17 protein-coding genes are annotated in these 14284 nt (G+C 40.7%); 5 read left to right on the top strand and 12 right to left on the bottom strand.

Annotation, left to right across the window (positions count from 1 at the left end; translation table 11 throughout):
- Positions 1-437: 437 nt before the first annotated feature.
- The 4 genes from istA to ACZ45G_RS11095 all read left to right on the top strand — a co-directional run bounded on the left by istA (position 438) and on the right by ACZ45G_RS11095 (position 4187).
- Complete coding sequence (gene istA / locus ACZ45G_RS11110) at positions 438-1871, top strand: IS21 family transposase (protein WP_464179869.1); 1434 nt, start codon at positions 438-440, stop codon at positions 1869-1871.
- Complete coding sequence (istB, locus tag ACZ45G_RS11105; RefSeq protein ID WP_464175487.1) at positions 1871-2614, top strand: IS21-like element helper ATPase IstB; 744 nt, start codon at positions 1871-1873, stop codon at positions 2612-2614. The genes istA and istB overlap by 1 nt, the downstream gene beginning before the upstream one ends.
- A 12-nt stretch (positions 2615-2626) precedes the next feature.
- On the top strand, positions 2627-2857 hold the full coding sequence (locus tag ACZ45G_RS11100) for a hypothetical protein (RefSeq protein ID WP_464175486.1): 231 nt from the start codon (positions 2627-2629) through the stop codon (positions 2855-2857).
- A gap of 925 nt (positions 2858-3782) precedes the next feature.
- Positions 3783-4187 (top strand): hypothetical protein, encoded by a 405-nt coding sequence (locus tag ACZ45G_RS11095; RefSeq protein WP_464178030.1) that lies wholly within the window; start codon positions 3783-3785, stop codon positions 4185-4187.
- A gap of 111 nt (positions 4188-4298) precedes the next feature.
- Here ACZ45G_RS11095 and ACZ45G_RS11090 read toward each other — a convergent pair whose 3' ends face one another.
- The 7 genes from ACZ45G_RS11090 to ACZ45G_RS11060 all read right to left on the bottom strand — a co-directional run bounded on the left by ACZ45G_RS11090 (position 4299) and on the right by ACZ45G_RS11060 (position 8477).
- Positions 4299-4532 carry a hypothetical protein gene (locus tag ACZ45G_RS11090; protein WP_464178028.1) on the bottom strand — a complete coding sequence of 78 codons (234 nt, stop codon included), beginning with the start codon at positions 4530-4532 and terminating at the stop codon, positions 4299-4301.
- Positions 4533-4946 (bottom strand): hypothetical protein, encoded by a 414-nt coding sequence (locus tag ACZ45G_RS11085; protein ID WP_464178026.1) that lies wholly within the window; start codon positions 4944-4946, stop codon positions 4533-4535. It abuts the gene before it with no gap.
- A 554-nt stretch (positions 4947-5500) separates the two neighbouring features.
- On the bottom strand, positions 5501-5797 hold the full coding sequence (locus ACZ45G_RS11080; protein ID WP_464178024.1) for a hypothetical protein: 297 nt from the start codon (positions 5795-5797) through the stop codon (positions 5501-5503).
- Between the two features lie 34 nt (positions 5798-5831).
- Positions 5832-6908, bottom strand: coding sequence for a metallophosphoesterase family protein (locus ACZ45G_RS11075; RefSeq protein WP_464178022.1), 1077 nt, complete (start codon positions 6906-6908; stop codon positions 5832-5834).
- A 2-nt stretch (positions 6909-6910) separates the two neighbouring features.
- Positions 6911-7117, bottom strand: a complete 207-nt coding sequence (locus ACZ45G_RS11070) for a hypothetical protein (RefSeq protein WP_464178020.1) — start codon at positions 7115-7117, stop codon at positions 6911-6913.
- Entirely contained in the window at positions 7104-7844 is a 741-nt protein-coding gene (locus tag ACZ45G_RS11065; protein ID WP_464178018.1) for a hypothetical protein, read from the bottom strand. Before ACZ45G_RS11065 ends, ACZ45G_RS11070 begins: the two co-directional genes overlap by 14 nt.
- 363 nt (positions 7845-8207) lie before the next feature.
- On the bottom strand, positions 8208-8477 hold the full coding sequence (locus ACZ45G_RS11060) for an antitoxin Xre/MbcA/ParS toxin-binding domain-containing protein (protein ID WP_464178016.1): 270 nt from the start codon (positions 8475-8477) through the stop codon (positions 8208-8210).
- Between the two features lie 592 nt (positions 8478-9069).
- Between ACZ45G_RS11060 and ACZ45G_RS11055 the strand changes: the two genes are divergently transcribed.
- Entirely contained in the window at positions 9070-9351 is a 282-nt protein-coding gene (locus ACZ45G_RS11055; RefSeq protein ID WP_464178014.1) for a PilZ domain-containing protein, read from the top strand.
- A gap of 504 nt (positions 9352-9855) precedes the next feature.
- Here the strand turns inward: ACZ45G_RS11055 and ACZ45G_RS11050 are convergent.
- The 5 genes from ACZ45G_RS11050 to ACZ45G_RS11030 all read right to left on the bottom strand — a co-directional run bounded on the left by ACZ45G_RS11050 (position 9856) and on the right by ACZ45G_RS11030 (position 13487).
- Entirely contained in the window at positions 9856-10875 is a 1020-nt protein-coding gene (locus ACZ45G_RS11050) for a tyrosine-type recombinase/integrase (protein ID WP_464178012.1), read from the bottom strand.
- Positions 10872-11846: a tyrosine-type recombinase/integrase gene (locus ACZ45G_RS11045; protein ID WP_464178010.1), complete on the bottom strand. Its 975-nt coding sequence runs from the start codon at positions 11844-11846 to the stop codon at positions 10872-10874. Before ACZ45G_RS11045 ends, ACZ45G_RS11050 begins: the two co-directional genes overlap by 4 nt.
- A complete protein-coding gene (locus ACZ45G_RS11040) occupies positions 11833-12747 on the bottom strand; it encodes a tyrosine-type recombinase/integrase (RefSeq protein WP_464178008.1) in 915 nt (304 codons plus the stop codon). Before ACZ45G_RS11040 ends, ACZ45G_RS11045 begins: the two co-directional genes overlap by 14 nt.
- Positions 12740-13150 (bottom strand): hypothetical protein, encoded by a 411-nt coding sequence (locus ACZ45G_RS11035; RefSeq protein ID WP_464178006.1) that lies wholly within the window; start codon positions 13148-13150, stop codon positions 12740-12742. Before ACZ45G_RS11035 ends, ACZ45G_RS11040 begins: the two co-directional genes overlap by 8 nt.
- A gap of 133 nt (positions 13151-13283) precedes the next feature.
- A complete protein-coding gene (locus tag ACZ45G_RS11030) occupies positions 13284-13487 on the bottom strand; it encodes a hypothetical protein (protein WP_464178004.1) in 204 nt (67 codons plus the stop codon).
- Positions 13488-14284: the final 797 nt, after the last annotated feature.

The following is a 14284-nucleotide window of genomic DNA, read 5'->3' as shown; positions in this document are numbered from 1 at the left end:
TCAATAAATTTTTTTGGTAATCCAAAAATACTCATATTTTCACAAATTCTTATTTGAATAGCAAAAAAATATAATGATGCCCTATGATTTAGTTTTTGAAATCCAAATTTTTCTTTATGTTTTTTGAAAGAGTGTTATTCAAGAATGTGCTTTGATACCAGAAGATTTACAAATGAACTTGGCTTTGGAATACAAAATGGGAAGTGTTACTGTAACCTTTGATTTTTTTGATGCTCCCTATGTTACTGTAACCCTTTTTCATTACACTTTTCTTGAATTACTGTAACCTGATCAGCGTCAGTTATAATTCCCGCCTAACGACAATTAAAATTCCCGAAAGGTAAAACCTTAAAAAAATGGTACGACTATCCAAATCACACTCAAAAGGAGAAATTTGGATGGTAACGGACCAACAAGTGAGGAGGTTATTCAAATTGATTCAAACAGAAAAGAATTTCGGGATGGCGGCAATGAAGGCGGGGGTGGATGAAAAAACCGCTCGCAAGTATCGTAATCAAGGCAAATTACCCAGTGAACTCACGGGGGAGCACACATGGAGAACACGCAAAGATTCATTTGAAGAAGTCTGGGATGGCATTAAATCAATGATAGAGATTAATCCGGGACTGGAAGCTAAGACCCTGTTTGAAGATCTTCAGAGAAGGCTTCCAGGTATGTTTGCCGATGGCCAACTGAGGACCCTACAACGCCGCATAAAACACTGGAAAGCCGTAGAAGGCCCACCTAAAGAAATATTCTTCAGTCAAATACATAAACCCGGAGAGTTATGCCAGTCGGACTTTACCCATATGGACAAACTGGGGGTAACCATAAACGGGATTCCCTTTAACCATATGATTTATCATTTTGTTTTGACCTATTCCAATTGGGAAACCGGGACTGTTTGTTTTTCAGAAAGCTTTGAGAGTTTGAGTCAGGGAGTTCAAAATGCTTTATGGGAGCTGGGAGGTGTGCCCGGAAACCATCGCACAGATCGTTTAACTACAGCAGTAAATAAGGCGGATAACCCTGAAGAATTTACCCGAAGATACCAAGATCTTGTCGATCACTATGGAATAATCCCCTGCAAAACAAACCCGAATAGCCCACATGAAAATGGAGATGTGGAACAACGCAATTATCGTTTTAAAAAGGCGGTTGATCAAACCCTGCTTTTAAGGGGTAGCCGGGACTTTGAAGATCGAGGCGCATATGAATGTCTTTTACACAAATTGTTTGCACAGTTAAATGCCGGTCGCATAAAACGTTTTATAGATGATCAGGCTGTTTTGCGCAGATTACCCAAACGCCGGATTGACTCATGTAAAAAAAAGGATATGAAAGTCGGTCCCAGCAGCACTATCCGGGTAAACAATAATGTGTATTCTGTAAACAGCAGACTTATTGGTGAGGGTGTGCAGGCTCGTCTGTACATGGAACGGTTAGAAATATGGTACGGCCAAAAAAAAGTTGATACCTTGCCAAGGCAACGTGGTGAAGGAAAACACATCATCAATTATCGACATATCATTGACAGCCTGATCCGAAAGCCGGGGGCATTCGAGAATTATCGTTATCGGGATGAACTGTTTCCCACCAGCAGATTCAGAATTGCGTATGACAATCTGGAAAAGCGTTATACAGCCAGGAGTGCTTCTAAACGATATCTGGCTATTTTATACCTGGCTGCTAAAGAAAGCGAAACTGCGGTAGACAATGCACTGAGAATTTTAATTGATACAAATGCGGATATTAGCAAGGCGCAGGTTCAAGCCCTTATGCTGTCCAACGTACCAGTTTTTAAGACTGATATCCACATCCAGGAAGTTGATTTAACATGCTATGACCAACTGCTTGAGGGGGTGATCTGATGCTAAGTGATCAGGATCAGATCGTTGAAAACCTCAAACAACTTCATATGCCAACCATACGCCGGAGTTATGAGGAGGTTGCAGGGCAGGCACGGGCAGAAACATGGAGCTACGAACAGTATCTTTTAGAACTGTTGAACCTCGAATGTGAAACAAGGCGGCAGAACCGGATATCCCGCAATCTCCATCTGTCCAAACTTCCACCATCAAAAACTTTTGAAAACTTTGATAAAAAACGCCTTCCCCCAAAGGTGGCCAACCATTTGAATGTTCTGATCAACGGCTCTTTTTTAAATCGATCCGAGAACATATTGGCCTTTGGTAATCCGGGCAGCGGCAAGACACACCTGTTATGTGCCATTGGCCATGCTCTTATTGAAAGAGGGAAACAGGTTCTTTTCATTTCATGCAGTCAGCTTGTTCAGGATTTATTGATCGCCAAAAAAGAGCTTGAAATGACCAAAAAACTAAAAAAACTGTCCAGATTTGATGCGGTCATCATTGATGATATCGGATATGTCCAACAAAGCCGGGAAGAGATGGAAGTGTTGTTTACCTTCCTGGCAGATCGTTATGAAAACAGCAGTCTGATGATTACCAGCAATCTGCCATTCTCCAAATGGGAAAAAATATTTAAAGATCCCATGACTACGGCAGCCGCTATTGACAGGCTTGTTCATCACAGTGTCATTCTGGAATTGAACATAGACAGTTATCGAATGGAACAAGCAAAAAATAAATAAAAGGAATGTCTAATGATATCAAATGAACAGAATTTGATTGCAGAATATACAAAATGTGAAATTGAAGAGATTATCAAAATGGTACGTTTAGAATTATATAATCAGGGGATTGGATGTGGTTCCAGGGCAATCAAAAAAAGACTGGAAAAATTTTACCAGATTGAGCCGTTGCCATCTGAAAGCACCATTGGGCGTGTCTTATCAAATCATGGTTTAACACATGGCAGAACCGGTTTTTATTAACGAAAGGACTTTTTACCAATTTTAAAGGGGGCCAGCCCCCAAACCCCCGGAGTTTATCGCATTGAGGACCAAAGTATGAGAGAAGACAAAAACCAAGAGATTAAAAAAGATGAGGCCGCACAATATCGTGCGGCCCTCATACTTCGGTCACCTTCTCGGCGCTCGGGTTGCTCTCCAGCATTACCCTATCCTCCGGAAGGATAAACATAAAAAACATAATCAGAGGGTGTTTGCAAGTATTTTTTAGTTAAATTAGTTGGTTATATAGAGGAGAAAACGGGAATTCTAATTGTCGTCGCAGGGAAAAAATAATTGTCGTTGATCAGTAACCTTTTTGCCCCCTGTTACTGTAACCCCCTCGGGCTCTTTTTTAAAGACACCCTTCTGGTAGCAGTTAGGCAGCTTTAAGATGCCTTTAAGATATCTTTAAGCTGCCTTTAAGACATCTTTAAGCTGCCTTTAAGATATCTTTAAGCTGCCTTTAAGATATCTTTAAACTGCCTTTAAGACATCTTTAAGCTACCTTTAAGACATCTTTAAGCTACCTTTAAGACATCTTTAAGCTGCTAAATTGACATCAGAAAGTTCCTTGTGTTATATTTTCTTTAAGGTAGCAGATAGGCATCTTTAAGCTGCCTTTAAGATACCTTAAAGCTGCCTAACGGTCACGAAAAAACACTGTGAAAACTCAAAGAAAAATATCCATAACATATTGTTATTTATTAATTTTCGATTGATATATGTCACATCTTATGCCATAATTATCCCTATGAAAAATCGGTATACACAAAAACAAATTACAGATGTTCTTAAAATTAAAAGAACTCGTCTTCGGCAATGGATAGAACATGGATACGTTGCACCCAGTGTGACAAAATCGACTATCCAGGGAGAACGAAATATTTGGTCTTTCTCGGATATGGTTATGCTTGCTTCTTTTAACCAAGTTTTAAAGAATGGCCTCTCTCGAACTTCGGCGGCAAAAATGCTGAAAGCTGAACATATTTACATGACAGTTGGTGGTGTTCAAAAGAAGCGCACCAGTCCCTGGGCGTTTCTCGGCTCAAAAGATTGCCCTCTGAACTCTCACCCGACGTTCATAACTCTACAGAACGGTAATAATGCAAGATATTTCTGTGCTTACTTTGAAGAAAGAGGGCCTAAAGACCACCTCCAAACAATGCTGGAATCTCTTGGGTTCCAATGGGAATGGATGGTATTTTTTGATATTGGTGAGATCCGGGATCGCCTGGCGGTCGAATTAGAATGGGTTCATCGGAAAACTGATGAAGCAGGTTCGGAAAGCCGTGCGCCCTACCCGGCTCCATAGTCAAACAATTAAGATTTTATTTCTTGATCAGCCTGGGTTTATATTTTTTTTGATAGACATGATATTTCTCTCCTGTTGAACCGGAATATATAAGAAGGTGAACTTCCCTAGTTAAGAAAACCGATGAGTGCCGGTCAAGCTGCCGTCCAAGATTGCTACCCAAATTTTTCTATCTGCTTTTTTTGCCCAGGCAATGCAAATTTCAAGATCCTTTTTATTCTTTTGGCATCGTTCAAGGCCTCTCGTGATATTCTCCCAACATCGCTGAGTTAAGGCTATATGCCCCTTGGGAACGGGATTCTCCGCTAACCATTTCAACATTTCTGGATCTTCAAAATCAATCATTTAGAAAAAACCTTCGTTTTGATCAGTTCCCCGGGCAAAATCCCTGTAATCGTTCGGCCAGGCGGTATTCCCAGCGATTTCAGCAGGGGGCAATGGTGCATTCCGGCCTCTTAAAAATTTTCTTAAATCCCCTTGATCATCAGGATGGAGATCAGAGATCCGGACAAACTTGTAAATCCCTTTTTTATGGATCACAATTTCATGAGTCACTCTATAAATGCTATTCGTCGTCTCAATTATACCTTTCACCCTGTCAATCGAAACAATATATGATGATCGCATCCGATCCCCTGGTTCAAACCGGCCAGCAGGGTCTTCAACCACTGTACCAGTAAGCACCGATGATGATCCTGAATCTTGGGCTTGCCAATTTTTGATTAGCCCACCATTTTTTTTATGATCAACGTTTTTCATTCTTTTATTTCCATGGCAATCGCACCGATGTTTCGTGCAAACGAGATTCGGGGTACCGCCTCTTTAGCTCTTCCTTTGACAATCTTTTTTTAGGCACATCTTTTTGATCTGCATTCTTCATCCATGAGTCCAAAATGTCGAATGCAGGCCCAATTGCTTGAATAGTGGTTCTGCCAAAATGCTCGCTGCCATCGTCCAAACAAGTCCCTTGGCATCCGGGTAAATCAGGAAAGTGGATGTCAATACCAGTGGCAATACGGGTAAGGGTAACTGTGCGGGTTATCCATAGGCCTTATTCTACATCGGTCCCACAAAGATTCCCTTGTTTTGATCAATGCCACCATCACCGGCAAGCCTTAGAATCTTCTCAAGCGAAGCCAGGACCCTTTCGTTGCAAGGCTTCCAATCAGCATTAATCTTTGGGATTTCGTCATGAAAAAAATACCTTTTACATCGATTTCGGAGTATGAGGGGCTTTCTTTATGAAGATATATTTCAAAAACCCGGAGATTGAAGATGTCCAGGGTAAATTTTTTGCAAACCCTTGATACAAGCTACTGTAAGCTGTTTGTGATGGAAGTTCCTGTGTCCTGGCCCTGGTCAACAAAGATGATCCAGGGCCAGCCGGTAGCAAGCTCGTTTGCAATAATGACCTGGCAAAAGGAAGTCCAGATATTCGGGTTTCGGGAGTCTTTAGGGCTTCCGTTGCCTTTCCATCGAAAAAGGCCATTATACTCAATGTCAAAAAGATTAAGCTCGCTCATCATGCGCTCCTGGGTTTCTTGTGCAATCAATGATGGGGTCAGGCTCCGGTACTGGCCAGGCTTATAGGCATCATACTTTTTTGTCATCTCTTTTATCTTTTTTATTTATTTGACTCAAACATTAATCTACGCTCGCTTTGATCAGCTTAATTTTGATTCCTTTTGATAAACAAAAATTATCGAAATCACAGGCAGAGGGGGTATCGAAGGATTTCTCCCCTGGATAATCCCTCATCCCCTGGCCCATCATGGATTCCAAGAAAGGCCCCTGTAAGTACCCTGGTAACTCAGAAATTCGGATATAGGGATTACTTCCGTCAGTCGGGATGTATGCTTTGACCATCATCGTCGTTGTGTCATGACCGTATCTTTTCATTTTCATAGTATCTGTATCAATCACAACAAAAACAGGGTTCATACCGCCTTGTCCGGGTTGTACTGCAATCGTTTTGCCGATGCGAGCTTGCCAAATCCCGCTCATTATATATGATTCGTGGATATGCCCTGAAAAGCAGAGTAAGGGCTGCATTCCTTTTAAGAAGCTATAAGTGGCAAGGGATTCTGGCCTATCCCCATTTGCACATACATCAAGCCCAAGACCTGCGGGGGGCATATGAATAACATAGATGGCTTTCCGTGGGTCCCGGGGTTTCGGCAGCGCTGCCAGTTCATCTTCAAGGGTGGGCAGGGTCCGGGCATGGGCAAGCCATTTTTCTTTTGTCATTTCTTCCCAGCCGTAACCGTTCCCTTTCTTAACAGAAAAGCAAGGGGTTCCCCGCTGTTCCGGAAATTTAAAACCTTCTTTGTCCCGGGCACAGCGATCCTTGAGTCCGTATGGATAATCGCAAATTTTTTGCATCCCGATAAACTCGAACCCGTTGATAGAAAGCTTTCGTTGGGCAATGTTATGAACAAATTCAAACTGGTCGCAGACCCGATCAAATTCATCATCATAGATCTTTAGATCATCATTGCCAAAAGCGCATAAATAAAAAGTTTTCGATCTTTCAAACCTTGGAAAATAATGCTCTTCCAGGTTTTTAATAAACTTAGCTTGGCGTTTAAAGACCGGTTCATTTTTCGGTAACATGTCACCGCCGTTGATTACCATATCCACCTTGTGTAGTAATGCTTTTTTGGCAATTTGGTTATAATAGTGTTGGCTTCCGTGGAGGTCTGTCGTGTAAAGTATTTTCATAGCTATAAAAACCCTTCCCCTGGATCAGCGTTTCGAGCAAAATCCTGGTAATCATGAGGCCAAGCGGTGTTTCCAGGAGTTTCCCCTGGTTGAAACCGACCGGCAGTGTCTTCAACCAGGGTGCCGATAAGAACCGATGATCCAGGGGGCTCTGATTCTTGGGCTTGCCAGTTTTTGATCAATCCACCATCTTTTTTATGATCGTCCATTTTTTATTCTCACATCATTAAATCGAAAATCAAAATTCGGATCAATATCTTTACACGATTGCAGGTCGTAATCGTCCATAGATAAGATGTTAAACTCGCACAAAACATGTTCTTTCAAAAATGCTTTAAACCTTCCCAAGTCAACATCAACGCCTCTTTTGAAACGCACATACAAATCCAGGATTTTATAGTCGTCAATATCAAAATGTTTAATTCCAACCTTTTCCCAAGTTTTATTTAGGAAGAGAGCATCGGCAACTTTTCCCCGGAGTTGATTGCGTGCATCAATAATCCTTTGATCATCTTCATAATCCCGTTCTGGAGGCTCAGACATCAATTCGTGATATCTGATCACCATTTGTTCTTTTACAAAATTCAAAAAATCGTCTCTGTAAATGCACTTTTCCCCAGGTTCAGGATCAATTTTAGTGATCCCATATCTCCATTCCCATATCTTAAACTTCTCCTGGTTTTCTTTGTTTAGCAACCGAAAAAGGATATATTTTAAATAAGCGGTCCTGTCGCCCTCGGGGATCTCTAAAACTCCCCGGAAAGCAAAATACCAACTCTGCCAATCCCGGGCCTCATTCAAAAACTTCAGTTGATTATCATAGGGTTCATAGACTCTGATCTTCCAATCATCCCATCTTAGATAAGCAGGCGGGATCAGGTGTAGGCCCCACCAAAAGCTTTGCCCCCATCCATTTTTTTCACTTCCCATTTCCATATCCACAGCTCCCGTATTAATAATTACAAATCATCAATGTCCACACTGATCTCCAGACTTTTTATCTTATTCGTCCCCTATCTTATTTATTGTGACCTTTATTTGCGGATAAAAACAAATAGTCATTACCCATGTCCCCGTAATGATCGCTACCTTCGGCGATTACCTTGTATCATGAGAAAATCCCTTCATCGATCCGAATAAGAAGATTTTTAACTTCCTGGAGGCCTTCGGGTGTCTCCGCAATATATTCAACGGGAATCGCTTCACCAAGACCCGGGGCCGCTGAAGTAGGTCATTTCTCTGCCACAACTGGATCTTCAAAAGTTTTAATGGCGAGATCTAATAATTCTTTTTCATCCATCATGAATAGACTCCATATTCAATACGCCCAAGGAGATTTCGAACATCTTCAAGGCCTTTAGGTGTTGTGGCATGTTCAATGGGGATTGCCCCGCCAAGGCTTTTGGCAGGCGATGCAAGCCACTTCTCGGCCCGTTTTTTGTCCTTTAAAACAGCGATAGCAAGTTCCATCAGCTCGTTTTTTTGATGTTCAATGAGTGCGGTCATACATCTTACTCTTCGTGGCTTCTTTAGAAAATTTTTGGGATCCGGGATTTCTTTTTTTGACATACCTTTCCTTTTTTAAGGGATAATATTCGCTTTAGTTATCCTTTAAAAAAGGATAATCACCTTCGGCAATCAGATCTTTTGTATGATAACTGCTTTTTTAAGTACAACGGATTAAAGCCGATAGCAAATCATTTTTTATTTATAACTATTTGTAATTATAGAGCAATTTGTATTACGTTACAAACTTTTATGCTTATTGTTTGTATTGCATTACTAAACCCTTAGGCACTGTCTTAAATTCAAATCGTCCAAAGTGGAATTGAGTCACAATAGCAGCAGTTAACAAGAGCAAGAGTCATGAAATCTGGTTGGGCGTGGCTTTAAGGCCACTATTGATAAAGGATTTACTCTGTACACTGCCTATATTGTACAGGGTTTGCACAGGTGTACTGTAGATTGTTAAACAGCGTGCAATAATGACCCCTTTTTTAGGAAAAATAGCATCGAAGATTGACCCCACTTGATAAAAAATAATTTCTTCTGAAAAGCCAAAAGCAATATCAATAAGTGTTCTCGATGGAAATGATTTCTAATTGTTTGATTTGTAAAGAGGAGCAATTCCACGCTGAACAGGGTCAAAGCTCGACGCTGTTTGACACTCTATGAGCCCAGGGAATACGCCAGATCCGCACAAAGGCTTGAGATCGACTCAGTAATCGGGGATAGGGTTATTCAGTCGGATACCCGGGATATCAGTGCCGGTGGAGTGTTTGTTAATACCAAAGCCGCTCTTGCACCCGGCAGTGAAGCCATGGTTGTTTTTTCCATCCCTGGGCACGACAGACCGTTCAAACTACATTGTAAGGTTGTCCGGACCGAGAAGGAAGGAGTGGCAATTAAGTTTGATAAGATGACGGTCTATTCTTGCCGCTAAGAAGTGGAATAATTGCTTTTTACCATAAACAAAAAAGCCTAACCCGATTGATCCAAATATCACTCCCCACATTAAAGTCACTGCATTCATTTTTTGATTTCTTATTTGAGTAAGTGTACCTATTTGGACATCACAATAAAACAACATGGTATCCGACCCGAAACTATTAACGATTTTGATATATGAATCAGTATCAATGATTAGAATTTCTGTAAAGAAACATTCCAATATATGAGGGAAAGTAACAACGAACATACCGATTCCCCGTTACTTTTTAATTGGAGACAAAGCTCCTCAGATGAAACTCAAGAATACTTGCATTATGTTGCGAGTTGCCCTATCTCATTGATAGCAGGACATTTGCAGTGTTTTCGAATGGAGACTGTAAAAGTCTTTAAATTCAGTATGTTGCCAGGTATAACACAAATTTGTAATAAAAGACGTAACATAAGAATCTGCTCCAATCCGCTATTTGGCGATGTCTTTGACGATCCTTACAGGTATTCAAAGACTGTCCAGCCACTCAAGAATATTTTGTTTGTTCTCCCATTGAACCAGTTCATCGATTTTCGGATCTGATGCAAGGTGCTGCCGGGTGAACTTGATAAAATCATCCTGTAATTGCCGTTTTTTATTCAAATCCAATTGCAGGTAAACCATTGTAGATTGAACGTTCGAATGGCCCAGACGATTTTTGATTTCAGATATGGCCTTTTCCTCAGAGACCATCCGGATAGCACAAGAATGTCTAAAGCTATGAACAGGATGTATGAGAGTTAACCGCTTTGAGTTTAACACCCGATCAAGATACTTCTTACAAAGGCGATTGATACCATGCCGTGTAAGTGCTGCTCCCCTTTGATTGATAAACAAATTATCTATATAAAGCAGATTGGGAGAACGACGGTATTTGATAATATATTGGTGGACAAGCTCTGCTGTTTTCGACAAGATCTCAATTTGTCGATATCGATTTCCCTTGCCGAGGATAGCCAGAGTCTTATTTTTATAATCAAAATAATCTAACTGAAGCGTTGCGATTTCTGTTGCCCTGGCACCGGTGTCATATAAAAGGTGTAAAAGAGTATAATCCCGGAAGCCATCTTTTTGAGTAAGATTCACTGCTTTAAAGATCTTGATAATTTCCTGGGGATATAAAAATCCTATCAACTTTTTTTGACTGCGTTTTTGAGGAATGGCAATGATAGTATCCGTTAATTTTTGCTTGTCCGGATACATAAAACGAATCATTTTGGCAAAGGATTTTAACACAGCCAAGCGATGATTACGAGTTTTAGCTATGTTATGACGGTGAGATTCGAGCTGATTAAGAAAATTTAATATCAAGTCTGTTGAAAGATGTTCCAATTTTAGGGAATCAATTTTAACTGAGTGATGCTCGGCAGCAAAAGGTAAAAAAAGGGCAATGGTATCCCGGTAACTTTTTATGGTATTGGGACTGCAACCTTTTATGTGGGGCAGGTATTGATCAAAAAACATAATAACACAACTGGTCAGCCTCATGGATACTCCCTTTGTGTGCCTGCAAAATCAAATAAACTCATTCTGCTTTTGGCATCAACTACTTTCAAGTATTTCATTGTATGACGGTATTCAACATGGCCCAGATAAGTCGCAAGCACGGGCAAGACATTTTGTGGCGATTGTTTTCGGGCAATGGCTAATCTCAAGGTGTTGATGGCAAAAGAATGCCTCAAACAATGTGGCGTAGCTTTTCCAAAGACAGTGTCTCCAATGATTTGCCGGGTTGTGTTAATACCGATATCACTTACTGTCTCATGAAAGATCCTACGAATACGATATTGGGTTAGTCTTTTTTGTTTTCGACCAATAAATAGGAATGGATTGATACTTTTATCATTTATAGTTGCCCTGGCTGATAAATAATTATCAATTGCCTCTGCAACGGATTTAGGTATGGGGATAAGTCTGTCCTTTTTGAATTTTGTTTTTTCAATATAAATGGTTCTTTCATAAGGCCGATAATCCCTCATCTTTAAACGCAGAGGTTCGTTGATCCTCAACCCACAACGTGCCAGAAGCAGGATCACTGTATATTCGCTGAGATCTTTGATAAAAAATTGATGTTTTTGACGGATTCGACGGCATGTGGCATTCAATAACTGCTCAACCTGTTCCGATGAAAATACAAAAGGAATAAATGCACGCTGGGGCAGGCAGGGCAAATCTTTTAAAGGGTTTTTCAAGTGGCTATGGTTTCGTCTCAAGTATTCAAAAAAGCATCGAACAGCATATAGGATGGTGTTTATCGAAGATGGCTCAAGTTTAATCTCATTTCTGAATTTCAAATAAAAATGCGTCTCCCAGACAATTGAAGAATTCGGTTGCCGTCTGATATATCGGTCAAAAGTCCGAAGGGGACTCCTGATTCGCTCACCGCTGTAACCAAGCCCTTGTCGATAAGAAATGAAAGCTTCCAGTTCTTGGCTTAAAAAACTTTTAAACGGTTTCATCAAATAAGACCTTTCGCATTAGAGACGTGTGTATGCTCAGATATTGTCTCGTGGATTCAATACTATCATGACCAAGCATTTCTTTGATTTCAAAGATGCTGGCACCTGATTCCAACATGTTCTGGGCAAAAGTATGCCGTAACCAATAGGCTGTACCAGGAAGCTCTGCATCCCGTAGAGCCTTTGTCAAATATTGAGCGACAAGTCCTGCACTCATGGGAGTGGGGTTGGGCCAAAAAATCAAAAAAAGAGTTCTGCCCAGATTTTTGGGCCTTCCTCCGACAAGATAAGCTGCAATGGCTTTTAGTGTATCTTCCGGGATCGGCAATTGAAGGGGACAATTGTTTTTTCTGTTCTTCACATTCAACAACCCTTTGGAGAAAAAAATATCATCCAGGGTGATTCGACTGATTTCAATGGGTCTCAATCCTAAAAAATAAGCCAGATGGACTTGGGCATAGGTTCGAAGTTCACAGGCAGTAAAATGAGGTAAATGTTTAAATAATTTCTGTACTTCATGGGGGCGCAAGAACTGCGGTGGTTTGGATTTAGCAAACATTGGCGGTCCAATCAAAAGGTCGGCCAGATTTTGTTTAATTAAATTTCTTTCATTATAGAGATAACGCAGGAAACATCTCAAATAGGACCTGTACAGACGCCGGGTCGTTTTTGCATACGATGCATTGAACACCACTAAAAAGCCATCCACATGTTCAATGTTGAGACTGGTCAGTTTTACCTTGGATTCTTGCAAATAAATGCCGAATGCCTTAACGACTCTTGTTATAGCACCAATCTGTGTTGGACCGCTTTGCTGAACTCTTTGAAAATAGTCGAGATATTCACGACAAACCTGATTCATATCATAATAAAGCGGCTGTTTTTGTTGCCGCTTATCCACGGTTTGACTCCATGAATACTTTAGTCAGAATATTACCAACCGATTCGGGTTGACGGGTTTTACAAGGAGAGGGGGCCGCTTTCGATATCTTCACAGAAGTTTTCGGCAGGGAAAGCACCTGGTAAATTGTACCGTCAAAGGCAATCAGATCATTTCCCAACAATCCGTCCCGGGCTTGGATGTACTGATCCAACCGTATTTGAAGCAGAGTGCATATTTTATCATAACTGTAAAAACTCAGCCCGTTACGATCCCCGACCATGACCAGGAAAAAGTACAATAAAAGTTCATACTGGGTCAATAAGCTCCAAAAGCCATCCGTAAGAAAACGATGGGGAATAAAACTAAACCCTCGTTCGACGCAACGTATTCTCCCGGAGTTTAAAATTGTCTTCTTTATCATGAATCACCTCCCGGTTTTGTTGACTATCCATATCCCCGTCTGGGAAATTCCGGTACAAGTTGACCCAAAACGCAACAGAATCTGCAGCATGGTTTAATTTGAAGGCTAAAAATATGATGTTGAGTCCATATGATTATTGTCGTACACCAGACTGGCAGCACTGTGGAAGGTGTATCATCCATGTTTTTTCTTTTTTTGATAGCCTGACGGTATCGACGACGATTTTCTGCTTCCCGATGATTCTTTTTTCCCTTTTCGGTCTGGCGGTATCTTCTCTGTGCCTCTCTTTTGTTTTTAAGGTTCCCAGCCGTACGACAAGCATCACAACAATATACATGGCCTCTCCAGCACACACGGCAGAGGAAAAAAGGAAAATCACACCATCGGCATGTAATCGAAATTAGTAACAAGACAAAGCAGTCCTCCGGTCTTGCAGCCAGCCGGAAGATGATGTAAAATAATATAATTGTTTGGGCTTCCGGCTAAATGCAGTAGCTCGAATTTAAAGCCCGGAGTTGCAGCTTCGGGCTTTTCTCATTCTGTCCCCAGATTATCGACTTGAATTATACGAATAAAAAGAAAGATTAAAAAATCTTTTTTGAATAAAATTGAATAATAAAAGGAATAAAATACTCACAACATAATCAAACTCGCTGCATAACTTGCATGAATCTTGATTCTACCAATGTTCAACAATCCAAATGGTATCTTTAAGATTTGGGAAGAATATTTTTGAACTCAATCTATATTAACAATAGAATGTGAAATCTTCGCTTTCTGAAAAAACTCCCGGTATCAAACAGAATATTAGAAACTGACCTGTTTTAAAAAACTTTCCCACATGTTTGACACCCCCCCGGGGGAAGGTATATAATGTGTATAAGAAATTGAGAAATACGAAATTATTACTCAACGAGATACAGCCCGCCCGGGGCTTAACTGGGACAAATAATCCATAGGTTAGACTGTACAAATGTGCTGAGAAATATTCTCAGCGGCAGAAAGGTTCTCATTGTGCTTATGCACTATGTGAATCGACTAACTAACGTTGAAAAGGATTATTTGGTATGAAGACAATTACAACTATTACAATTCCATCCGCTGTCCCCCGACCGAAAACCACAAAAATCAAAA

This window comes from Desulfoconvexum algidum (assembly GCF_055382125.1).
This window is presented reverse-complemented; position numbering and strand designations above follow the sequence as displayed.